This is a genomic window from Alsobacter metallidurans, assembly GCF_014636935.1.
GTDB classification, from domain to species: Bacteria; Pseudomonadota; Alphaproteobacteria; order Rhizobiales; family Beijerinckiaceae; genus Alsobacter; species Alsobacter metallidurans.
The window spans coordinates 2,185,370-2,206,480 of the sequence record NZ_BMES01000002.1; the positions used below are offsets into that span (position 1 = coordinate 2,185,370).

Annotated in this window: 20 protein-coding genes and 1 pseudogene; 14 read left to right on the plus strand and 7 right to left on the minus strand. The window is 69.6% G+C overall.

Annotated elements, in window-relative coordinates:
* Positions 1–2: 2 nt before the first annotated feature.
* From IEV99_RS20540 to IEV99_RS20550, 3 genes are read left to right on the plus strand one after another with little or no spacing between them, the layout of a single operon-like run.
* Positions 3–764, plus strand: coding sequence for an ABC transporter ATP-binding protein (locus tag IEV99_RS20540; RefSeq protein ID WP_188519562.1), 762 nt, complete (start codon positions 3–5; stop codon positions 762–764).
* Positions 764–1,546, plus strand: a complete 783-nt coding sequence (locus IEV99_RS20545) for an ABC transporter permease (protein ID WP_188519563.1) — start codon at positions 764–766, stop codon at positions 1,544–1,546. The genes IEV99_RS20540 and IEV99_RS20545 overlap by 1 nt, the downstream gene beginning before the upstream one ends.
* 60 nt (positions 1,547–1,606) lie before the next feature.
* Entirely contained in the window at positions 1,607–2,530 is a 924-nt protein-coding gene (locus IEV99_RS20550; protein WP_244643948.1) for a DMT family transporter, read from the plus strand.
* Here the strand turns inward: IEV99_RS20550 and hemN are convergent.
* Both hemN and IEV99_RS20560 read right to left on the minus strand, forming a co-directional pair.
* Positions 2,527–3,876 (minus strand): oxygen-independent coproporphyrinogen III oxidase, encoded by a 1,350-nt coding sequence (hemN, locus tag IEV99_RS20555; protein WP_188519564.1) that lies wholly within the window; start codon positions 3,874–3,876, stop codon positions 2,527–2,529. The two genes, IEV99_RS20550 and hemN, sit on opposite strands and share 4 nt — an antisense overlap.
* 174 nt (positions 3,877–4,050) lie before the next feature.
* Positions 4,051–4,989, minus strand: a pseudogene (locus tag IEV99_RS20560) (NAD(P)-dependent oxidoreductase); the annotation flags it as partial.
* 104 nt (positions 4,990–5,093) lie between these two features.
* Between IEV99_RS20560 and IEV99_RS20565 the strand changes: the two are divergent.
* Positions 5,094–6,134 (plus strand): LacI family DNA-binding transcriptional regulator, encoded by a 1,041-nt coding sequence (locus IEV99_RS20565; protein ID WP_188519565.1) that lies wholly within the window; start codon positions 5,094–5,096, stop codon positions 6,132–6,134.
* A gap of 28 nt (positions 6,135–6,162) precedes the next feature.
* On the opposite strand, the gene IEV99_RS20570 is transcribed toward IEV99_RS20565, so the two are convergent.
* Positions 6,163–6,696 (minus strand): hypothetical protein, encoded by a 534-nt coding sequence (locus IEV99_RS20570; protein WP_188519566.1) that lies wholly within the window; start codon positions 6,694–6,696, stop codon positions 6,163–6,165.
* A gap of 139 nt (positions 6,697–6,835) precedes the next feature.
* Here IEV99_RS20570 and IEV99_RS20575 point away from each other — a divergent pair, with 139 nt between their 5' ends.
* Positions 6,836–8,056, plus strand: coding sequence for a putative DNA modification/repair radical SAM protein (locus IEV99_RS20575; protein WP_188519567.1), 1,221 nt, complete (start codon positions 6,836–6,838; stop codon positions 8,054–8,056).
* Positions 8,057–8,230: 174 nt separating this feature from the next.
* Positions 8,231–9,706, plus strand: coding sequence for a UdgX family uracil-DNA binding protein (locus IEV99_RS20580; protein ID WP_188519568.1), 1,476 nt, complete (start codon positions 8,231–8,233; stop codon positions 9,704–9,706).
* Here the strand turns inward: IEV99_RS20580 and IEV99_RS20585 are convergent.
* On the minus strand, positions 9,703–10,443 hold the full coding sequence (locus IEV99_RS20585) for a fumarylacetoacetate hydrolase family protein (protein ID WP_188519569.1): 741 nt from the start codon (positions 10,441–10,443) through the stop codon (positions 9,703–9,705). The genes IEV99_RS20580 and IEV99_RS20585 overlap by 4 nt on opposite strands.
* Before the next feature lie 162 nt (positions 10,444–10,605).
* Between IEV99_RS20585 and IEV99_RS20590 the strand changes: the two genes are divergently transcribed.
* The 5 genes from IEV99_RS20590 (at position 10,606) to IEV99_RS20610 (ending at position 14,947) form a co-directional block, all read left to right on the plus strand.
* A complete protein-coding gene (locus IEV99_RS20590; RefSeq protein WP_188519570.1) occupies positions 10,606–11,247 on the plus strand; it encodes a bifunctional 4-hydroxy-2-oxoglutarate aldolase/2-dehydro-3-deoxy-phosphogluconate aldolase in 642 nt (213 codons plus the stop codon).
* Positions 11,248–11,271: 24 nt separating this feature from the next.
* On the plus strand, positions 11,272–11,925 hold the full coding sequence (locus IEV99_RS20595; protein WP_210318681.1) for a trimeric intracellular cation channel family protein: 654 nt from the start codon (positions 11,272–11,274) through the stop codon (positions 11,923–11,925).
* A gap of 103 nt (positions 11,926–12,028) precedes the next feature.
* Positions 12,029–13,285, plus strand: coding sequence for a YeeE/YedE family protein (locus tag IEV99_RS20600; RefSeq protein WP_188519571.1), 1,257 nt, complete (start codon positions 12,029–12,031; stop codon positions 13,283–13,285).
* Between the two features lie 115 nt (positions 13,286–13,400).
* On the plus strand, positions 13,401–14,378 hold the full coding sequence (locus tag IEV99_RS20605; protein ID WP_244643949.1) for a tellurite resistance TerB family protein: 978 nt from the start codon (positions 13,401–13,403) through the stop codon (positions 14,376–14,378).
* Between the two features lie 5 nt (positions 14,379–14,383).
* Positions 14,384–14,947 (plus strand): cysteine hydrolase family protein, encoded by a 564-nt coding sequence (locus IEV99_RS20610; protein ID WP_188519572.1) that lies wholly within the window; start codon positions 14,384–14,386, stop codon positions 14,945–14,947.
* 103 nt (positions 14,948–15,050) lie between these two features.
* Here the strand turns inward: IEV99_RS20610 and IEV99_RS20615 are convergent, their stop codons facing one another.
* The 3 genes from IEV99_RS20615 to IEV99_RS20625 form a co-directional block, all read right to left on the minus strand.
* Entirely contained in the window at positions 15,051–15,281 is a 231-nt protein-coding gene (locus IEV99_RS20615; RefSeq protein ID WP_371875806.1) for an alkylphosphonate utilization protein, read from the minus strand.
* Positions 15,282–15,310: 29 nt separating this feature from the next.
* Positions 15,311–16,252 carry a hypothetical protein gene (locus tag IEV99_RS20620; protein WP_188519573.1) on the minus strand — a complete coding sequence of 314 codons (942 nt, stop codon included), beginning with the start codon at positions 16,250–16,252 and terminating at the stop codon, positions 15,311–15,313.
* A gap of 165 nt (positions 16,253–16,417) precedes the next feature.
* Positions 16,418–17,602 carry a pyridoxal phosphate-dependent aminotransferase gene (locus tag IEV99_RS20625; protein ID WP_188519574.1) on the minus strand — a complete coding sequence of 395 codons (1,185 nt, stop codon included), beginning with the start codon at positions 17,600–17,602 and terminating at the stop codon, positions 16,418–16,420.
* A 354-nt stretch (positions 17,603–17,956) separates the two neighbouring features.
* On the opposite strand from IEV99_RS20625, the gene IEV99_RS20630 reads away from it, so the two are divergent.
* From IEV99_RS20630 to IEV99_RS20640, 3 genes are all read left to right on the plus strand, one after another.
* Positions 17,957–19,750 carry an IlvD/Edd family dehydratase gene (locus IEV99_RS20630; protein ID WP_188519772.1) on the plus strand — a complete coding sequence of 598 codons (1,794 nt, stop codon included), beginning with the start codon at positions 17,957–17,959 and terminating at the stop codon, positions 19,748–19,750.
* Positions 19,751–19,922: 172 nt separating this feature from the next.
* Positions 19,923–20,648 carry a GNAT family N-acetyltransferase gene (locus tag IEV99_RS20635; protein WP_188519575.1) on the plus strand — a complete coding sequence of 242 codons (726 nt, stop codon included), beginning with the start codon at positions 19,923–19,925 and terminating at the stop codon, positions 20,646–20,648.
* Positions 20,645–21,103, plus strand: a complete 459-nt coding sequence (locus IEV99_RS20640) for a GNAT family N-acetyltransferase (protein WP_188519576.1) — start codon at positions 20,645–20,647, stop codon at positions 21,101–21,103. The genes IEV99_RS20635 and IEV99_RS20640 overlap by 4 nt, the downstream gene beginning before the upstream one ends.
* Positions 21,104–21,111: the final 8 nt, after the last annotated feature.

Here is a 21,111-nt window from a genome sequence, read left to right on the forward strand (position 1 = left end):
GCATGGCCCCGCTGGTTCGCCTCGCCGGCGTCGGCAAGACCTTCGACACGGGCGTCACGGCCTTGTCGGGGCTCGATCTCACGATCGACGAAGGCGAGTTCCTGTCGCTGCTCGGCCCGTCTGGCTGCGGCAAGACCACGGCGCTGCGGATCATCGCCGGCCTGGACGCTCCCACCGAAGGCGCCATCGAGACCACGGCCCGAACGGCCGGCGAAGGCGGCCTCTCCTTCGTGTTCCAGGATCCCACTTTGATGCCCTGGGCGACGGTGGCGGACAATGTCTGGCTGCCGCTGCGGCTCGCGGGCGTATCGCGGCGCGACGCGGCGGCCCGCATCCAGGCCGAACTCGCCCGCGTCGGCGTGGCGGACTTTGCAAAGGCGCTGCCGCACGAGTTGTCGGGCGGCATGCGCATGCGCGTCGCCATCGCGCGCGCGCTGATCACCCGGCCCCGGCTGCTGCTGATGGACGAGCCCTTCGCGGCGCTGGACGAGATCACCCGCTTCAGGCTGAACGACGACCTGCGCGGGCTGTGGCGCGAGACGGGATGCACGGTCGTGTTCGTGACCCACTCGGTCTACGAGAGCGTCTATCTCTCCACCCGCCTCGCCGTGATGACCCGCCGGCCGGGACGCATCCTGCACGAGTTCTCGGTCGATCTGCCGGCCGAGCGCAACGAGGCGCTGCGCCGCGACCAGTTCTATCTCGATTTGTGCGCCCAGGCCTCCGCCGCGCTCGCGCGCGCGCAGGGCGAGGGCGTGCGCTGATGCGCAGGCCGGCCCATCGGCTCGCCACCGTGCTGCTTCCCGTCGGCGTGCTCGCGCTCACGGGCTTGTTCTGGGAGGCGCTGGTCCGCCACTACGCCATTCCGCCCTACAAGCTCCCGGCCCCCACCCGCATCGCGCAGGCCCTCGCCGAGGATGCGCCCCTGCTGTTCGGCGCACTGGCGGTGACGCTCAGGCTGACGGTGGCGGGCTTCGCCGCCGCGCTGGTCGGCGGGGTCGTCCTTGCGATCCTGCTGACGCGCTCGCGCTGGGCCGCGCTCGCCTTCTCGCCCTATGCGGTGATCCTGCAGGTGACCCCGCTGGTCGCGATCGCCCCCATCCTGGTGATCTATGCGGGCCCGACCGCGACCATCTACCTGTCGGTGTTCATCGTGGCGTTCTTCCCGGTGCTGGCCGGCGCAATGGCGGGGCTGCGCTCCGCAGATCCGCAGCTCGCCGACCTGTTCGCGCTGGGCCGGGCCTCGCCCTGGCGAAGATTGCTCTTGCTGGAACTGCCCAGCGCCGTGCCGTTCATCCTCGCGGGCGTGCGCACCGCCGGGGGTCTTTCCCTCATCGGCGCGATCGTGGCCGAGTTCGTGGCGGGCTCGGGCGGCTCCGACGCCGGCCTCGCCTACCGCATCGTCGAGGCGAGCTATCGCCTCAACGTGCCGCGGCTCTTCGCCGCCGTGGCGCTGATCTGCGCCGCCGGGCTCGTGCTCTACGCCGCTGTGGCGCTCAGCTGCGCGGCCCTTCTGCGCCGCTGGCAGCCCGACCGTCGCGGGTGACCGCCCGCCTCCACGCAGCGCAGGGGTGACCCGCCGAACGGGATCATCAATCGATTAGAAATGCAGGTAGTCTGCCGTGGCGGCCAGATCGGGGACGGCATGAAGGCGGGGGCGACACCACTGGACGAAAAGGCGCGCGAGCGGCTCGTCGGCATCCTGCTGATCTGCTGCGCGTTTCTGTGTTTCTCCTTGCTGGATGCGACCGCCAAGTGGCTGAACCACGCCATCCCGTCCGTGCAGACGACGTGGGCGCGCTACATGTCCAACGTCGTGCTCGTGTTCTTTTTTCTGAACCCGATCACCCGGCCGGGCGTCAGCCGCACCACCAGGCCCGGGCTGCAGGTGGTCCGCTCGCTGCTGCTGTTCACCTCCACGGCCGCGAACTTTTTCGCCCTGCAATATCTCCAGCTCGCCCAGACGATCTCGATCGCCTTCGCGACGCCGTTGCTCGTCGCCCTGCTGGCCGGGCCGATGCTTGGCGAGAAGGTCGGCGCGCACCGCCTCGGCGCGATCGTGGTCGGCTTCATGGGCGTGCTCGTGGTGACGCGGCCGGGCCTCGGCATGCACTGGGCCGTGGCCTTGTGCATGCTCAACGTCGTCACCTACGCGCTCTACAACATCACGACGCGGCGGCTCGCCGCCTATGACCCGCCCCAGACCACGCTGTTCTATTCAGGCCTCGCCGGCGTCGTGATCCTCACCCCGCTCCTGCCCTGGTTCTGGCGCGAGCCGCCGGACGCGTGGGTGTGGGCCGGCATGGCGATGACGGGCGTCTTCGGCGGGTTCGGCCACTACCTTCTGATCCTGGCCTACCAGCGCGCCCCGGCGGCGGTGCTGTCGCCTTTCATCTACACGCAGCTGCTCTGGATGATCGGCCTCGGCTACCTCATCTTCGGCGACGTGCCGGACCGCTACACGGTGATCGGCTCGCTGATCGTGGTCGCCTCCGGCCTCTACCTGCTCTTGCGCGAGCGCCGGCGCTAGACCGCCGCCGAGTGCCGGGCCGAGCCCGCGTGGAGATAGCTGTCGAAGGCCGCCGCCGCCAGGCGCATGAAGGGCTTGCCGGCCTCGGTCAGCGCCACGCGCCGCCCGTCCAGCCGCAACACTCCGTCGCGTTGGAGGTCCTGCAGCGGCGCGATGGCGTCGTCGAGGGCTTCCGCATGGCCGTAGGCCGCCTGTGCGAGAGCGCCGAAATCCACCGCGAAGTCGCACATCAGCCGCTCGATCACACCGGCGCGGACATGGTCCTCCACCGAGAACGGCACGCCTTTCACCACCGGGAGCTCGCCCGCCTCCACGGCGCGGCGCCAGCCCGCCACGTCGGGAGCGTTCTGTATGTAGCCCTTGGGCAGACGGCCGATCGAGGACGCCCCGAGCCCGACGAGCGCATCCGCGACATCCGTGGTGTAGCCCTGGAAATTGCGCCGCAGCGTTCCGTCCCGGGCCGCAATAGCCATGGGGTCGTCCGGCCGGGCGAAATGGTCGAGGCCGATGACGTCGTAGCCGCGCCCCACGAGCGCGTCGCGGGCGGCCGCGGCCTGTTGCAGCCGTTCCGCCGCGCCCGGCAGCGCCGCGGCGTCGATCAGGCGCTGGTGCACCTTGAACCACGGCACATGCGCATAGCCGAAGATCGCCAGACGGGTCGGGTCGAGACCGGCCGAGAGCTCGGCGGTGCGCACGACGTCGTCTACGCTCTGGTGCGGCAGCCCGTACATGAGATCGAGATTGATGGCCTCGACGCCCACCGCGCGCAGCATGGCGACGCAGCGCGCCACGGTTTCGTAGGGCTGCACCCGGCCGATGGCGGTCTGCACATGCAAGTTGAGATCCTGCACGCCCAGGCTGGCGCGGTTGATCCCGATGCGCGCGAGCCCGGCCGCCAGGGCCGGATCCACGGTGCGCGGGTCGAGCTCGATTGCATGCTCGACGATGCCGCCGAGGTTGAACCGGGACGCGAGCTTGTCGGCCAGCCGGGCCAGCCGCTCGGGGCCGAGCAGGCTGGGCGTGCCGCCGCCCCAGTGGATATGCGTGACGCGCCGGGCCGCCGTGGCGTCCGCCAGAACGTCGATCTCGGCCAGCAGGGTCTCGGTGTAGTCGTCCAGCGGCTCTTGCCTGCGCGCCACCTTGGTGTTGCAGCCGCAGTAATTGCACATTGCCCGGCAGTACGGGACGTGCAGGTACACCGACAGGCTTGCGCCGGCGGGCAGCTCGCCCATCCAGTGGCGCGCCACCGCGCCGTCCACCGCGGCCGTGAAATGCGGCGCCGTCGGATAGCTGGTGTAACGCGGGACGGACTTCTCGGCGAGGATCAGCGAAGACGGGATCGGCATGGCGGCGTGTCCAGGGGAATGACGCGCCGTTGTGTCAGTTTGGCGGCCGGGGCTCTTTGATGCGCATCAAAGAGCCCAGCGCCTGCCGGGATGTTCCCGTTCAAACTCGCCGCGGCGCTCAGCGCCGCCACCCTCCCCTTGAGGGGGAGGGTGGGCGCTGCGACGTACCAGTCGTCACCCCTTGCGCTTCAGCTCCGTGCCATTCAGCGCGGCCACGTGGGTGGACAGCATCGGGACGTAGTCGTCTCCCCTGCCGGCCGCGACCGGGATCGCGTAGGCGTTCTTGACGGCGTTGCCCATCGGGTTGGCGAGGCCGGCCGCGTCCGCCATCGATTCCAGGTACCGCATGTCCTTGAACGCGTTGTTGAGCGTGAACTTGTGGGCGTCGCGGTCGCCCTCCAGCGTCCACTTCATGAAGGTCTGGTAGAAGCCGCAATCCATTCGGCCGCCCCGTACCACGCTGTCGAAGCGCTCGGGCGTGATGCCGACCTTCTGGGCCAGCGTGAGGGCTTCCGAAAACAGCGCCGCGTAGCCCATCGCGATGAAGTTGTTGAGCAGCTTCATGCGGTGGCCGTCGGCCGTGCCGCCGATGTGGATCACCCGGCCGGCCCAGGTGTCGAGCACCGGCTTGAGGCGGGCGAAAATTTCCGGCGTGGCGCCCACCATGGTGTCGAGCGTGCCCTCCCAGGCCTCCTTGGGGGTGCGCGACAGCGGCGCGTCCACGAGCGTGATCCCGTTGGCGGCGAGCTCGGCCGCGAGCGCGACCGTGGAGGTCGGGTCAGAGGTCGAGCAGTCCACCACCACCGAGCCGGACTTCAGCCCGGCCGCGAGGCCGTCGGGTCCGCGGATCAGCCCTTCCACTTCGCGGGATCCCGTCACGCACAGGAACACGATGTCAGACGCCAGACCGATCTCGCGCGGGCTCTTCGCCTCCCGGGCGCCGCGCCCGATGAGGTCTTCCACAGGCTTGCGGTTGCGATGGCCCATCACGGTCAGGGGATAGCCCTTCTCGACGATGTTCTTGGCCATGCCGTGGCCCATCAGCCCGACGCCGATGAAGCCGATCCGCTCGCGTTCCGTTGACACTGTGCGCTCTCCCGCGTCTTGTGATGGCCATGCGCCATCCGTTGGTGGCCCGTTCGCCGGGCCGCGATGGACGAGGGCGAACGGGCGGCGGCATCATGCTTGCCCGAGGGGGAAACGGGAAGTCCAAACGCATGAGCATCGACGAGGTCGTCGACCGTGCCGATCGCGGCCGCGTCACCCTCCAGGTGATCGCCGGCAAGCTCGACGTGTCCACCGCGACCGTCTCGCTCGCGCTGCGCGACAGCCCGGTCGTGGCGGAGGCCACCAAGGCGCGCGTGCAGGCGCTCGCGCGCGAGCTCGGCTACATCTACAACCGCAGCGCCGCGAGCCTGCGCACCGCGCGCACAAACATGATCGCGGTCGGCTTCCACGACATCACCAACCCGTATTTCGCCGAGATGCTGGTGGCCGTGGAGGAGACCGCCGCGGAGGCGGGCCGCACCATCCTGCTCGGCACCTATGCGGAGAGCCTGGAGCGGCAGGAACGGGTGCTCGGCACCCTGAAGGAGTACCGGCCCGACGGCATGATCCTGTGCCCGGCCGGCGGCGCCACGGCCGAGAGCCTCAACCACCTCACGGCGGCGCGCATCCCGGTGGTGCAGATCTCGCGCGAGATCGACGGCGTCGGCCTCGACTTCGTCGGCTCGGACGACGAGATGGGCGCGGACCTCGCGATCGGCCACCTGGTGGATCTCGGCCACACCCGCATTGCGATGATCGGCGGCAACGACGCCATTTCGACGGGCCGCGCCCGCCATCGCGGCTACCGGGCCGCGCTGCAACGGCGCGGGCTGCCGTTCGACCCCGCGCTCGTCTACATGGACTACGGCTCGCGCCAGACCGGGCTCGCCGGCATCCAGGCCGTGCTCGACCTCCCCGACCCGCCCACGGCGGCGTTCTGCTTCAACGACCTCACGGCGTTCGGGGCGCTGCTCGGCCTGCGCCACCGCATGCGCGAGGCGGGCGTCGATTTTTCGATCGTGGGATGCGACGACGTGCAGGAGGCGGCCCAGTGGTACCCGGCCCTCACGACGGTGCGCAATCACCACGCCGAGATGGGCCGCCGCGCCGCAGAGCTGCTGATTGAGCGAATCGAAAACCCCGACCTGCCGCCCCGGCGCGTGCTGATCGCGCCGGAGCTCATCGTCCGCGCATCCACGGTGAAGCGCTGACCGGCGCCCCGGCGCGCCGCCAGTCCGGTCAATGCGCGTGCAGCGCCTTGGCGAGTTGGTCCCGGCTCATCTTCGAGCGCCCTGGAATGTCGCGCTTCCTGGCCTGCTCGTAGAGCTGCGCCTTCGTGGGCTCGCCCTTCGGAGCGGCGCGCTTGGCTGGGCCGTCGTGATGGCGATCCTTCGCTGTCTTGCTTGCGATGTCCTTGGGCTGCGCCGAGAACTGTTTGCCCTTGCGGCTGTCCGCCCGCTTCTTCGCCGTCGTGCGCTTGTATTCGGCGTCCGACAGGTGCTCGCGCGCCTTCTCGGGCAGGTAGCGCTCGCCCGTCTCGCCGCTCTTGTGGCCGGACTTGGTGCCCCACTTCTCCTCGGTCCATTCCACGAGGTGGTTGTCGGACGTCTTCTTGCCTTTGTAGCCGCCGCCCTCGTGCTTGTACTCCTGCACGGCCATCTGCGCCTTGCGGGCCGACCACTGGCCGGGCTTGCCGCCCTTGTCGCTTTTCTGGACGTGCGTCTTCACCTTCTGCCACAGCTTGGGATCGCTTTTTTCGGCTGTCTTGCTCATGGCCGGTCTCCGGTTCGGGTTGCGACATCAACGCCGAACCCGGCCTTTGTCGCAGCGCCGTGACGGTGTGCCGCATCCCGGGCGGTTGAGAACGAAAAGCGAACGCATTAGTTTTGAAAGCTGAACGGAAGGACGCCGCATGGACCTGAAGAGCAAGCTCGAGATCCTCGCCGACGCCGCCAAATATGACGCATCCTGCGCTTCCAGCGGCGGCGCGAAGCGCGACTCGCTCGACCGCAAGGGCATCGGCTCCTCGGGCGGCAGCGGCATCTGCCACAGCTACACGCCGGACGGGCGCTGCGTCTCGCTACTCAAGATCCTGCTCACCAACGCGTGCATCTACGACTGCCTCTATTGCATCAACCGGTCGTCCAGCCACGTCCGGCGCGCCCGATTCAGCGTCGAGGAGGTCGTGAAGCTCACGCTCAACTTCTACAAGCGCAACTATATCGAGGGGCTGTTCCTGTCGTCCGGCATTATCAAGTCGCCGGACTACACCATGGAGGAGCTGATCCGCGTCGCCCGCACGCTGCGCGAGGACCACGCTTTCCGGGGCTACATTCACCTGAAGCTGATCCCCAACGCCGACCCGCGGCTGCTGGAGGAAGCCGGCCGCTGGGCCGACCGCGTCAGCGTCAACATCGAGCTGCCCAAGGCCGACAGCCTCGAGAAGCTCGCGCCCCGCAAGGAGATCGGCGACATCCGCCGCTCCATGGGCCATCTCCGCGGCGTGATCGACGAACAGCCGCGCCACAAGGGCCGGAGCTTCGCGCCCGCGGGCCAGTCCACGCAGATGATCGTCGGCGCGGACGACGCCAATGACGGGCACATCCTCACCACCAGCGCGGCGCTGTATGGCGGATACAAACTGAAGCGCGTCTACTACTCGGCCTTCAGCCCGATCCCGGACGCCAGCAAAGCCCTGCCGCTCAAGGCCGCGCCGCTGATCCGCGAAAATCGTCTGTACCAGGCGGATTGGCTGATGCGCTTCTACGGCTTCGACGTGGCCGAGATCGTGAGCGGCGGCGAGGCCGGCATGCTGTCGCTCGACATGGACCCGAAGCTCGCCTGGGCGCTGAAGCACCGCGAGCGCTTTCCGCTGGACGTGAACCTGGCCAGCCGCGAGGAGCTGCTGCGGGTGCCGGGCCTTGGAGTGCGCACGGTGGACCGCATCCTCTCGTCGCGACGCGTGCGCAGCCTGCGCGGGGACGATCTGGCGCGTTTGAAGGTGCCGCTTCGCAAGGTCTCGCCCTTCATCGTCCTGCCGGACCATCGGCCGACGAAGCTGCTCGACCGCGCCGACCTGCAGGCCTGGCTGAAGCCGCCAAGCACGCAGCAACTGGACTTGTTCGCCGCGTAGTTTCTCTCGTTTTCTGGCGTTATGGCCGGGCTCGTCCCGGCCATCCACGCCGGGGCCCAGCGCGTGGATGCCCGGGACGAGCCCGGACATGACGGTGGAGGGGCGGAGACGAACCGTCGGGCGCCGCGGCGCGTGCAGGCCCACTCATACAGAAAGGCCCTGAGCCCCCCCGCCATGCCGCATCCCAATCCCGACATCCACCGCGTCCAGCTTGCCGGCGACACCGACTTCGCGGGCTTCCGCGACGCCGCGCGGCTGCATCTGCGGGCCGGGATCCCGCCCGGACGGGTGGTCTGGGACACGGCCGAGCCCGGCGGCGACCTCTTCGGCGACGCGCCCGCGCCACCGCTGCCGCAGGGTGAGCAGCGCGCGCCGCCCCGCGTCTCCCGGGCGTTTCTCGACACCGCCCAATCGGTCGCGCTTCATCGCGAGCCGGGGCGGTTCAGGCTGATCTACCAGCTGCTCTGGCGGCTTTGCGACGAACCGCGGCTCATGTCGGTGGCGTCCGACCAGGACGTGATGCGGTTCCACGACCTCGCCAAGGCGGTGCGGCGCGACATCCACAAGATGCACGCGTTCCTGCGCTTCCGGGACATCTACAGCCCGGACGGCGAAGCCTTCGTGGCGTGGTACGAGCCCGACAACCACATCGTCGAAGCGGCGTCGCCGTTTTTCGTGAAGCGCTTCGCCAGCCTGCGCTGGACCATCCTGACGCCCGAGCGCTCGGCCCATTGGACCGGCGACGAGCTGTTGTTCGGACCCGGCGCCAACCGGCGGCAGTCGCCGCAGGGCGACCCGCTGGAGGAGCTCTGGCGCTCCTACTACGCCAACATCTTCAACCCGGCCCGGCTCAACACCGACGCCATGCGGGCCGAGATGCCCAAGCGCTTCTGGAAAAACCTGCCCGAGGCGGCGCTGATCCCCGACCTCGTGGCGGGCGCCGCCGCCCGCACGGCCGCGATGATCGAGGCGGCTCCCACTTTCCCGGTTCATCGACGCGGCGCAGAGCTGCCGGAGCCCGCCGATGCGGCGGCCGCGGACGCGCAGGGGCTGCCCGCCATCGCGGCGGCCGCGAAGGCCTGCCGCGCCTGCCCGCTCTGGGAGCAGGCGACCCAGACGGTGCCGGGCGAAGGTCCCGAGACCGCGCGCCTGATGGTGGTGGGCGAGCAGCCGGGCGACCTGGAGGACATTGCCGGCCGGCCTTTCGTGGGTCCGGCGGGGCGCATCTTCGACCAGGCGCTCGCGCAGGCGGGCGTCGGCCGCGAGGGGGCCTATGTCACCAATGCGGTGAAGCATTTCAAATTCGAGCCGCGCGGCAAAAGGCGCATCCACAAGCGCCCGGCCGCGGGCGAGATCCACGCCTGCCTGCCCTGGCTGGAGCGCGAGGTCGCGACTGTCGACCCCGAGGTGATCGTGATGCTGGGCGCCTCGGCCGCCCAGGCGGTGCTCGGCCGCGCCGTCGCGGTGACGCGCGAGCGCGGCCAACCCTTCCGGCTGCCGGACGGGCGCTGGGGCGTCATCGCCACGCACCCGTCCTACATTCTGCGCCTGCAGACCGAGCCCGAAAAGGACGCCGCCTTCGCGGCCCTGGTGAGCGACCTGAAGACGGCCGCCGACCTGATCGGGCCGTCGCCCGGAAGCCCGGCCTAGACGAGCTCCACCACCACGCGCCCGATACGGTCGAGCTCGGCCTCGATCCGCGTCGGCGCGGTGAAGCGCTTGGGCGGCGAGATGCTGCCGGTGGTGACGAGCTGGCCGGCCTTGAGGCCGCCGAGCGTGTCCTCCTGGGCGTTGGCCCAGTTCACCAGCCAGCCGATCGGATCGCCGGCCGGGTGCCCGCCCGTCTTCTCGTGCTGCAACTCGCCATTGGCCCAATAGCGGCACACCAGCGTGGCCGGATCCCCGATGACGGCGAGCGGCTTGGCGTCGCCCGAGATGTAGGCGCCGTTGCCCATGTTGTCGGCCAGCCAGCGGTTGGGCTCCGCCTCCGGCGGCATCTCGAGGTAGCGGCTGGCCACCATCTCGACCCCCACCAGCGCGTCGCCGATCGCCGCGCCGATCTCCTCGCGGGTATAGGGCTGCCCGGGACGCGGCGGCAGGTCCTTGGTGAGGATGACTCCAAGCTCGATCTCCACCACGGCGCCGCCGGGCGGCAGCGCGTAGCGCGCGCCGTTGCCGAGGAGCACGTCCGAGAACATCGGGGCCGCCGTGGACGTGGCGTCCGGCATCGCGACCTTCCAGCCGCCGACCTGGACGCCGAGCCCCTGCGCGACCGCGGCCTGCGTCGCGAAGGCGTCCTGGCGGTTGATCGACGGCAGCGAGCCGCTCGCGATCGGGGCCTTGGTCCGGTACGAATCCAGCAGCGCGTCGGCAATGTCCTTGGTCATCGTCCACCCTCGACTTAATCGTTTGAACCTGCGAGAGATGGCACGAATTGCAGGCAGCGCCAAGCCGCCCGGCAAGCTGCCCCCCTCGCCTTGCGGCCATTGACGCGCGCCCGTGGCGAGCGAAATCTGAGCTCATACCAGCCGCCCGCAGGAGGACCCGTCGTGACCGAAGCCCGCCAATCGGCTCTTCTCGCCATTCTGCGCCGCGCGCCCGTGGTGCCGGTCCTCACCATCGACGACCCGCACACGGCCGTTCCTCTGGCCCATGCGCTGGTGGCCGGCGGCCTGCCCGCGCTGGAGATCACGCTGCGCACCGACGCCGCGCTGGAAGCCATGGAGCTGATCGCCCGCCACGTGCCGGACGCCATCGTGGGCGCAGGCACGGTGCTGACGCCCTCGCAGGTGCGCGAGGCCGATTCGGCCGGCGCCCGGTTCCTGGTCAGCCCTGGCTGTTCGCCGAAGCTGGCCGAAGCCGCGGCGCACGGCACGGCGCCGCTGCTGCCCGGCGCCTCCACGGCGAGCGAGGCCATGACGCTGGCCGAGATGGGCCACACGGTCATGAAGTTCTTTCCCGCCGAGCCGGCCGGGGGCGCGGCCTTCCTGAAGGCGCTCGGTGCGCCGCTGCCGCACATCCTGTTCTGCCCCACCGGCGGCATCGACGCCGAGAAGGCCAGGACCTATCTGGCGCTTGCCAACGTCGTGTGCGTCGGCGGATCCTGGATCGCGCCGGCGGCCGCCGTGAAGGCCGGCGACTGGGCGACGGTGACCCGCCTGTCCCGCGCCGCCGCGGAATTGCGGGGCTGACGCGGAGCCTGCCGGAGGCTTCGCATGCTGTTCAACACCGTTGCGACCGCCCTCGACTGGCTGGGCATCGTCGTGTTCGCGATTTCGGGCGCGCTGGTCGCGTCCCGCAAGCAGATGGACATCGTCGGCTTTGCGCTGCTGGGCGTCGCGACCGGCATCGGCGGCGGCTCCCTGCGCGACGTCCTGCTCGGGCTGACGCCCGTGTTCTGGGTGCGCCAGCCCGAATACCTCCTGACCTGCGCGGCCGTGTCCTCGGTGGTGTTCTTCACCGCCCACCTCGCCCATTCGCGCTACCGCCTGCTGCTCTGGTTCGATGCGCTCGGCCTCGCGCTGTTCGCCGTCACCGGAGCCGAGCGGGCGCTCGGCGCAGGGGCGGCCCCCACGGTCGCGGTCGCGATGGGGGTTGTCACCGCCACGTTCGGCGGCGTGATCCGGGACGTGCTCGGCGGCGAGATGCCGGTTGTGCTCAGCCGCGAGGTCTATGTCACGGCCGCGCTGGTCGGCGCAGGCGCTTTCGTGGCGAGCACGCATCTGGGGGTCAGCCGAGAAGTGGCGGTGGCGGTCGGATTCACGGCCGGGTTCCTGGTGCGCGGCGCGGCGCTTTCGCGGGGTTGGACCCTGCCCCGCTACCGCGGCCGCGCCGGCCGAACGCTCGACGAAATCGAGCGGCTCGACTAATTCACACTCAGAACGTGTTTATTAAGGAGAATTGACGTTCTGTGCTGTGGAACCTAGATAAGGGCTGAGGCCATTGGCCAATCCCCGTTTCAGGACATCACACATGTCGAGCATCAGCTCTTTCGCGCCCGCTACGGCTGGGCCAGCCGCCCAGCGGCCCACATCGGCCGCACCCGCCAATGTCGGCGCCGCCTGGGGGGCGGCCTTCGCGATCGTGGCGGGCGCGGCCGTTATCGGCGCAGTGGTCAATCCCAGGCAGGCCGCGCTGTATGGCCTCGGCGCCCTCATGGGCCTGGTGCTCTACCATGCGGCGTTCGGCTTCACGTCCGCCTGGCGGGTGTTCATCTCCGATCGCCGTGGCGCGGGCTTGCGCGCCCAGATGATCATGCTGGCGGTCGCCACCACGCTGTTCTTTCCCGTGCTGGCGTCCGGCAGCCTGTTCGGCCAGCCCGTGCAGGGGCTCGTGTCGCCCGTGGGCGTGTCGGTGGTGTTCGGCGCGTTTCTGTTCGGCATCGGCATGCAGATGGGCGGCGGCTGCGCGTCGGGCACGCTCTACACGGTCGGCGGGGGATCCACCCGCATGCTGATCACGCTGGCGGCCTTTATCGTCGGCTCCACGGTGGGCGCCGCGCACCTGCATTGGTGGGCCGCGCAGCCGAGCTTTGCGCCGGTTTCGCTCGTGAAGCTCTGGGGCCCGTGGGCGGCCCTGGCCGTGAACCTCGCGGTGTTCGCCGCCATCGCGGCGGCGACGATCTATTTCGAGCGCAAGCGCCATGGCGCGCTGGAGGCCGAGAAGCCCTCGCCCCGCCATGGCCTCGCCCGCCTGCTGCGCGGTCCCTGGCCGCTGATCGCGGGCGGCGTCGCGCTGGCGCTCTTGAACTTCGCCACGCTGGCGCTGGCCGGCAAACCCTGGGGCATCACGTCGGCCTTCGCGTTGTGGGGCTCCAAGATCACGGCCTCGCTCGGCGTCGCGGACGTCGCGAGCTGGCCTTACTGGTCGAACCCGGCCAACAAGGCCGCGCTGCAGAACAGCGTCCTGAACGACGTCACCTCCGTGATGGACATCGGCATCGTGGTCGGCGCGCTGCTCGCCGCCGCGCTGGCCGGCCGCTATGCGCCGACCTGGCGCGTGCCGCTGCGCTCGGCCCTGGCCGCGATCCTGGGCGGCCTGTTGCTCGGCTACGGCGCACGTCTCGCCTACGGGTGCAACATCGGCGCGTATTTCTCAGGCATCGCGTCCGGCAGCCTGCATGGCTGGGTGTGGATGGTCGCGGCCTTCGCGGGCAACGTCATCGGGACCCGGCTTCGGCCGTTGTTCGACCTGGAAGTCGAGCGCACGCCTCGGCTGACGGCCTGCTGAACCGCAAGCGGCGGCGCTGATTTCGGCGCCGCACGCTTTGAACCGCGCTCCCGGTTCTTCACATTCGGCAAGAGCGTCCCCACTTGGATCGCAGATCACGAGAGGGGACGCAGCCATGTTCGACGCCAAGAAACTGCTGGACGCCATGATGTCCGCCAGCCAGTCGCCTGCGCAGGGCGGCTCGGGCCAGGGCGGGCTGGGAGGCCTGCTCGGCAACGTGCTCGGGCAGTTGCAGCAGGGCGGCGGGGCTCAGGCCCAAGGCGGCGGCCAAGGAGCCGGCGGCTCCGCGCAGGGCGGCATCGGCGGCCTCATCGGCTCGGTGCTCGGGCAGGCCACGCAGGGCCTCCAGGGCGCGGGACGGCAGACCGGCGTGTCGCCGGCCATCAACGACATTCTCGGCCGCCTCTCGGGCGGGCAGGCCGGCGGGGGTGGCGGCGACCTGCTTGGACGCGCCAAGGACATGCTGGGCCAGAACCAGCTCGCCGGCGGCGCCGCGCTCGGCAGCCTCGCGGGCTTGTTCCTCGGCAGCAAGGCCGGGCGCGGGCTGGCGGTGGACGCCGCCAAGCTCGGCGGCCTCGCACTGGTGGGCGGGTTGGCCTACCAGGCCTGGCAGAACTACCAGCAGGGCAAGCCGCTGGTGTCGCTGCCGCAGCAGAGCGGACAACCGCAGATCGCCGAGGCGCCGGCCGAAAGCCCCTTCGGAACCACCGGCGACGCCGGGCGGGACAACGCAACAGCGCTGCTGCTGATCCGCGCCATGATCGCGGCCGCGTCGGCCGACGGCGTGGTCGACGACGCCGAGCGCGCGCACATCACCGGCAATCTCCAGCAGCTCGGCGCCGAGCCGGACGCGGCGCGCTTCCTTGACGCCGAGTTCGCCAGCCCGGCCTCGGCCGTGAATCTGGCCGCCCAGGCGGGCAGCCCGGAAGTCGCCGCGCAGGTCTACGCGGCCGCGCGCCTCACGATCGATCCGGACCAGGAGGCCGAAACGGCCTTCCTGCGGGACCTCGCCGGGGCGCTGGGGCTCGATGCACAGCTCGTCGCCAACATCGACGCCGCGGCCGAAAGCGCGAAGGTGCAGCAGACCGCTTGACGGCCATGCTCGCCCTCCCCCGCACCGCCGTGCTGCTGCCGATCGACATGCAGCAGGCGTTCGACGATCCGGCTTTCCCGCCGCGCAGCAACCCGGATTGCGACCGTAACGGGTTGGCGCTTCTTGCCGCCTGGCGTGCGCGCGGCATGCCGATCATCCATGTGCGACACGACTCCGTGGAGCCCGGCTCCAGGCTGCGGCCCGAGGCGCCCGGCAACGCCTTCCGGGCCGGCTTCGGCCCGCAAGGCGACGAGGCGCTGGTGACCAAGAGCGTCAACGCCTGCTTCATCGGCACGGATCTCGACCTACGCCTCCGGCGGCTGGGCGCGACGCATGTGGTCGCCTTTGGCATCACGACGGATCAGTGCGTTTCCACCACGGTGCGCGTCGGCGCGAACATGGGCTGGCGCATGATCGTGGCCGCCGACGCCTGCGCGTGCTTCGACATGCCGGGCCTCGATGGGGCCGTGATCCCGGCCGACACCGTGCAGGCGGTCCACCTCGCCACCCTGGCGGCGGAGTTCGCCGCGGTTCACCGCACAGCCGAGATCGTGGCCGCTCTCCCGTGAGCTGTCATCTCCGGCGACCTGCGCAGCAGGTCGCAAAGGCGCGGCTGCGCTGGATCCCCTTCCCGGCGCTTCGCGCCGCCGGGAATGACCGCGAGAGCCGAGGCTAGTTCACCTTCTTTAGGAAGCTCGTCTTCAGCATCAGGCCCTTGATGTTGTCGACGCGGCACTCGATGTGCTCCGGGTCGTCGGTGAGGCGGATGCCTTTCACCTTGGTGCCCTGCTTGATGGTGGAGGACGTGCCCTTCACCTTCAGGTCCTTGATGACGTGCACGGTGTCGCCGTTCTGAAGCCGGGCGCCGTTGCAGTCCTTCACGATCACGTCGTCGTCGCTCATGGTTGCCCCCGCAAGCCTGAGTTGAGCCGCTATTCCGGCTGGAAATCGAACAGCGCCGTATCCGGCGCGCTGGTGTTGTGCTTGGACGCGACCCCACGGCCAAGCCAGAAGTCATGCGCCCGGCCGGAGCGGAATTCCATCACGGGCTTTTGCCGCCAGCCTTTGTCGGAGGGCGCGCGCCACGCGACCTGCGACGAGTCCGCGTTCACGTCCGTCACATACATCGACCGGACGGCAGCGAAAGGCTTGCGCTTCACCGGATTTTCGAACGTGACCTCGACGGCGGTGGCTTGTTCGGAAAGGCTGGCGACGCGCACGCTCGCCTGCCCGCCGGCCGGGAAAGTGAGATCGAAGGTCTTGGACTTCGGCGTGAAGCGGATCGACTGGATCGCCACATAGGGGCGCTCCTTTTCGTCGATCTGGCCGATCAGCACGGAGGTTCCGTACGCCACCTCGTCCAGCCGCGCCGGCGGCAGCGGCCGCAGGCGCCAGTAGCCGTCCAGCGGATAGAGCACGAGATGCTCGTAAGGGCCGCGCGGCGTCTTGCTGAAGAGCTGCAGGAGGTAGATCGCCTTCTCCTCGCGATCGCCCACCCGCACCGGCACGTCGCCCTTGCGCCAGAACTCCGAGTGCCGGTAGCCGACGAGCTGCATCGCGTCATCCTCGAAGAGGACGATGCGCTCCACCTTGTCTTCCGGCCCGGGCGGCTGGTCCTTGATGGTGCAGTTCGTGAAGTCCGGGGCCCGGCTGTCCTGCACGATGGAGCCGATCACGGCCGGCGCACGGGCCTCCACGCGGAAGTGGCGCACCTTGGGGTTCTGGAAGGTGAGGTAGACGTTGTCGTCCTCGGCGCAGAGCGTCGGAACGGTTTTGTTGCGCACGTCCACGCTCAGCGGCTGCTGGGCTTGCGCCGGGACTGTGACCACCAGCGCGAGGGTGGCGAGAACGAAGGATGAGGCTGTCAGGCGCATGGCGGTCCGATGATGGTAGGTGACGTGAGCTTGCCGTCTGGCATTTCGCTGCCCCTCTCCACCGTCATCCCCGGGCTTGACCCGGGGACCCACGCATTGGAGTCCGGCGTGGATGGCCGGGACAGGCCCGGCCAGGACGGTTGATAGGGCGGCGCTCAGACCAGATCAGGCCGGCTTGTTCTGCTCCAGGAACTCGCCCATCCGCGCCAGCGCCTTGCGGATGTTCTCCGTCGAGTTGGCGTAGCTGAGCCGGATATAGCCTTCGCCATGAACGCCGAAGTCCGGGCCGCCGATGGTCGCGACCCCGGCCTTCTCGAGCAACGCGGAAGCGAGCGGCTTGGCCTTCCAGCCCGTCTGGGCGATGTTCGGGAAGGCGTAGAACGCGCCTTTCGGCGTCACGGCCGAGACGCCCGGCAGAGCGTTGAGCCCTTCCACCACCACGCGCCGGCGGCGGTCGAACTCGGCCACCATGTCGCGCACCGCGTCCTGCGGCCCGGTGAGCGCCGCCAGCCCGGCATACTGCGCCGAGGCGTTCACGCAGGAATAGGAGTTCACCGCGAGCTTGCGGGCCGCCTCGTAGAGCGGCTTCGGCCACACCGAGTAGCCCATGCGCCAGCCGGTCATCGCGTAGGTCTTGGACCAGCCGTCGAGCAGGATCAGGCGGTCGCGGATCTCCGGATAGGCCAGCAACGTCTGGTGCTCCAGCCCGTCATAGGTCATCTGGGCGTAGATCTCGTCCGACATGATCGCGACGTCCGGGAACCGGGCCAGGCCGGCCACGAGCTTGTCGATCTCGGCCTTGGGGGTGACGCCGCCGGTCGGATTGGCGGGCGAGTTGAGGATCAGCAGACGCGTCCTGGGCGTGATCAGCCCCAGCGTCTCCTCGGCCGAGAAGGCGAAGCCGTTGCTCTCGCGCATCGGCACCGGCACCGGCTTGGCGCCCGTGAACTCGATCATCGAGCGGTAGATCGGGAAGCCGGGGTCCGGATACAGGATCTCGGCGCCGGGCTCGCCGAACATCAGGATGGCCATGAACATCGTGACCTTGCCGCCCGGCACGATCAGCACCGAGTCCGGCGAGACGTCGACGCCAAAGCGCTTGTGCAGGTCGGCCGACACGGCCTCGCGCAGCGGCTTGATCCCGGTCGCGGGCGTGTAGCCGTGGTGCCCGTCGCGCAGCGCCTTGATGGCGGCCTCGACGATGTGCTCCGGCGTGCGGAAATCCGGCTGGCCGATGCCCAGGTTGATGATGTCGCGCCCCTGCGCGGCGAGGTCGGTGGCCCGCGCCAGCACCGCGAAGGCGTTCTCCTCGCCGATGCGGCCAAAAGCGTCCGTGATGTGCAGGGTCATCGGCGTTGTCTCCCCCGTTGCGCGTCTTGTCACAAGCCTGCGCGTGCATGCATCACCACGACGCCAAGCGCAACAGTGCGCACACAGCCCCTGCGCGTCAGCCGCATGCATCCGTCGTTGATTTCCGTGCGCATTTGGGGCGATGCTGCCGCCGAAATCAAATCGGTTCGATCGGCGTCTGCAGCCGGTTGAACACGCAAAGTCATGGGAGTAGACGCGATGGCGGGCGACAATGGCCACAAGGGCAACGGCACGGGCGGCGCGCCGCTCTCCGAGGAGCCGCGCAACGGCGCGCATGCGCCCGTCAGGCACGACCAGTCCGTCACCACCGACGACGTGCCGGCCGAATCCGTGATGGAAGGCGCCAAGCGCCGCCTCCGGTCGCAGCTCTGGTTCGACAATCCCGAGAACCCCGGCATGACGGCGCTCTATCTCGAGCGCTACCTGAATTTCGGCCTGACCCGCGAGGAGCTGATGTCGGGCAAGCCGATCATCGGCATCGCGCAGACGGGCTCAGACCTGTCGCCCTGCAACCGCCACCACCTGGACCTCGCCAAGCGCGTCCGCGAGGGCATCACGGCGGCGGGCGGCGTCGCCTTCGAGTTCCCGGTGCATCCCATCCAGGAAACCGGCAAGCGCCCCACCGCGTCGCTGGACCGCAACCTCGCTTATCTCGGCCTCGTCGAGATCCTCTACGGCTACCCGCTCGACGGCGTCGTGCTGACCACCGGCTGCGACAAGACCACGCCGGCCTGCATCATGGCGGCCGCCACGGTGAACATCCCGTCGATCGTGCTCTCGGGCGGCCCGATGCTGAACGGCTGGTGGAAGGGCGAGCGCTCGGGCTCCGGCACCATCGTGTGGCAGTCGCGGGAGCGCCTCGCCACGGGCGAGATCGGCTATGAGGAGTTCATGGACATCGTGGCCTCGTCCGCCCCGTCGGTCGGCCACTGCAACACCATGGGCACCGCCTCGACGATGAACTCGCTGGCCGAGTCGCTCGGCATGAGCCTGCCGGGCTGCGCCGCCATCCCGGCGCCTTATCGCGAGCGCGGGCAGATCTCCTATGAGACCGGCAAGCGCATCGTCGACATGGTGTGGGAGGACCTGAAGCCCTCCGACATCCTCACCCGCGAGGCGTTCGAGAACACCATCGTGGTGAACTCGGCCATCGGCGGCTCCACCAACGCGCCCATCCACATCAACGCCATCGCGCGCCACATCGGCGTCGAGCTCGACGTGTTCGACTGGCAGAAATACGGCCTCGAAGTGCCGCTGCTCGTGAACCTGCAGCCGGCCGGCTACTATCTCGGCGAGGAATACCACCGCGCCGGCGGCGTCCCGGCGGTCGTGAACGAGCTCATGAAGAAGGGCCTCATCCACGAAGGCGCCCTGACGGTGAACGGCAAGAGCATCGGCGACAACTGCCGCAACACCACCGTGCAGGACACGGACGTGATCTACCCGATCGAGAAGCCCATGCGGGTCAACGCCGGCTTCGTGGTGCTGAAGGGCAACCTCTTCGACAACGCCGTGATGAAGACCAGCGTGATCTCGGAGGAGTTCCGCAACCGCTACCTGTCGAACCCGAACGATCCCGAGGCCTTCGAGGGGCGCGCCATCGTGTTCGATGGGCCGGAGGACTACCACCACCGCATCGAGGACCCGGCGCTCGAGATCGACGAGAACTGCATGCTATTCATGCGCGGCGCCGGGGCCATCGGCTATCCGGGCGCGGCCGAGGTCGTGAACATGCAGCCACCGGCGGCGCTGATCAAGAAGGGCGTTCATGCCCTGCCCTGCATCGGCGACGGCCGCCAGTCCGGCACCTCGGGCTCGCCCTCGATCCTGAACGCCTCGCCCGAGGCGGCGGCCGGCGGCGGGCTCGCGATCCTGAAGACCGGCGACCGGGTCCGCATCGACCTGCGCAAGGGCACGGCCGACATCCTGATCTCGGCCGAGGAGCTGAACCAGCGCCGCGCCGACCTGCAGGCCCATGGCGGCTACAAGTCGCCGGCCAGCCAGACCCCCTGGCAGGAGATCCAGCGCGGCATGGTCGACCAGCTCGGCTCCGGCATGGTGCTGAAGCCGGCCGTGAAGTACCAAAAGGTCGCCCAGTCGATGGGCGTGCCGCGCGACAACCACTGAGGCGGCCGGTCGCCGCCCTCTCCCGCATGGCGGGAGAGGGGCAGGGGTGAGGATTGTCGTACCGCAGCATGTTGTTGCGCCTGCGCTCTCCTATCACCGCTGCAAATGCAGCCTCCCCCGCCACCCTCACCCCTGCCCTCTCCCCTCGCCGGAAGAGGGAGAGACCGGGCCCATGCACCAGCCAGCCTCAGTCACCGCGCCCGCCTCGGGCCTGCCGATCGGCCCCGAGGTGGACACGCATGCCGCGCCCCGCCCCGAGCGTCGCACGCTCGCCGGGCGTTTCGTCGATCTGGTCCCGCTCGATCCCGCGGCGCACGCGCCGTCGCTTTGGGCCGAGTCCCACGGGCAGACCAGGGACGCGATCTGGCAATATCTGTTCGAGCCGCCGTTCCCGGATTTCAACAGCTTCAAGGCTCATCTGGAGCGCAAGGCCGCGTCCGAGGACCCGCTGTTTTTCGCCATCGTCGACAAGGCGACCGGCAAGGCGGTCGGCTACGAGACGCTGATGCGGATCGATGCGGCGCACCGCGTCATCGAGGTCGGCAACATCATGTACGGCGCGAGCCTGCAGCGCACGCCCGGCGCCACCGAGGCGCAGTACCTGCTGGCCCGCTACGTCTTCGATGACCTCGGCTACCGCCGCTTCGAGTGGAAGTGCAACGCCCTGAACGCCCCGTCCCGCCGCGCCGCAGAGCGCTTCGGCTTCACGTTCGAGGGTGTGTTCCGGCAGCACATGATCGTGCAGGGGCGCAACCGCGACACGGCCTGGTTCTCGATGCTCGACAGCGAGTGGCCCTCCCGCAAGGCCGCGTTCGAGCGCTGGCTGGCGCCGGAGAACTTCGATGCGGAGGGTCGGCAGCGCCATAGCCTCGCTGCGCTGCGAGGACCCGGCGCATGAACGATCTCGCCGGCATGCGGCGCGGGACGTCGGACGATCTGAAAGCGCTCGTCGCGCTGCAGCACGCCGCCTATGCGCCGAACCGGGCCTTGCTCGGCGTCGAGCCGATCCCGCTTCAGGCTGACTACGCGGCGGTGCTGCGCGACTGGGAGGTCTGGCTGCTCGACGGTACCGACAGCCTCGCCGGCGCGCTCATCGTCGAGCCTCGCGCGGACGACCTGCTGATCTGGAGCGTCGCCGCCAATCCGGCCGCACAGCGCGGCGGAACCGGCAATCGGATGCTCGCGGCCGCCGAGGAGCGCGCCCAGCAGCTCGGCCGCAAGGCCATCCGCCTCTACACCGGCCAGGCGCTGACCCACAACGTGGCCTGGTACAGCCGCAAGGGCTACCGGGTCGAAAGTGTCGAGCAGATGCCCGACCGCGCCATCGTCCACATGGTCAAGACCCACTTCTAGAACTGAGG

Bases quoted from the DNA above. Each gene is read 5' to 3' on its own strand.
- hemN (WP_188519564.1), bottom strand. From the start codon at position 3,876: ATGCCGATCCCGTCTTCGCTGATCCTCGCCGAGAAGTCCGTCCCGCGT.
- IEV99_RS20595 (WP_210318681.1), top strand. From the start codon at position 11,272: ATGCTGTTCAACACCGTTGCGACCGCCCTCGACTGGCTGGGCATCGTC.
- IEV99_RS20640 (WP_188519576.1), top strand. From the start codon at position 20,645: ATGAACGATCTCGCCGGCATGCGGCGCGGGACGTCGGACGATCTGAAA.
- IEV99_RS20540 (WP_188519562.1), top strand. From the start codon at position 3: ATGGCCCCGCTGGTTCGCCTCGCCGGCGTCGGCAAGACCTTCGACACG.
- IEV99_RS20600 (WP_188519571.1), top strand. From the start codon at position 12,029: ATGTCGAGCATCAGCTCTTTCGCGCCCGCTACGGCTGGGCCAGCCGCC.
- IEV99_RS20610 (WP_188519572.1), top strand. From the start codon at position 14,384: ATGCTCGCCCTCCCCCGCACCGCCGTGCTGCTGCCGATCGACATGCAG.
- IEV99_RS20620 (WP_188519573.1), bottom strand. From the start codon at position 16,252: ATGCGCCTGACAGCCTCATCCTTCGTTCTCGCCACCCTCGCGCTGGTG.
- IEV99_RS20575 (WP_188519567.1), top strand. From the start codon at position 6,836: ATGGACCTGAAGAGCAAGCTCGAGATCCTCGCCGACGCCGCCAAATAT.
- IEV99_RS20570 (WP_188519566.1), bottom strand. From the start codon at position 6,696: ATGAGCAAGACAGCCGAAAAAAGCGATCCCAAGCTGTGGCAGAAGGTG.
- IEV99_RS20635 (WP_188519575.1), top strand. From the start codon at position 19,923: ATGCACCAGCCAGCCTCAGTCACCGCGCCCGCCTCGGGCCTGCCGATC.
- IEV99_RS20585 (WP_188519569.1), bottom strand. From the start codon at position 10,443: ATGACCAAGGACATTGCCGACGCGCTGCTGGATTCGTACCGGACCAAG.
- IEV99_RS20605 (WP_244643949.1), top strand. From the start codon at position 13,401: ATGTTCGACGCCAAGAAACTGCTGGACGCCATGATGTCCGCCAGCCAG.
- IEV99_RS20630 (WP_188519772.1), top strand. From the start codon at position 17,957: ATGGAAGGCGCCAAGCGCCGCCTCCGGTCGCAGCTCTGGTTCGACAAT.
- IEV99_RS20625 (WP_188519574.1), bottom strand. From the start codon at position 17,602: ATGACCCTGCACATCACGGACGCTTTTGGCCGCATCGGCGAGGAGAAC.
- IEV99_RS20615 (WP_371875806.1), bottom strand. From the start codon at position 15,281: ATGAGCGACGACGACGTGATCGTGAAGGACTGCAACGGCGCCCGGCTT.
- IEV99_RS20580 (WP_188519568.1), top strand. From the start codon at position 8,231: ATGCCGCATCCCAATCCCGACATCCACCGCGTCCAGCTTGCCGGCGAC.
- IEV99_RS20545 (WP_188519563.1), top strand. From the start codon at position 764: ATGCGCAGGCCGGCCCATCGGCTCGCCACCGTGCTGCTTCCCGTCGGC.
- IEV99_RS20550 (WP_244643948.1), top strand. From the start codon at position 1,607: ATGCAGGTAGTCTGCCGTGGCGGCCAGATCGGGGACGGCATGAAGGCG.
- IEV99_RS20565 (WP_188519565.1), top strand. From the start codon at position 5,094: ATGAGCATCGACGAGGTCGTCGACCGTGCCGATCGCGGCCGCGTCACC.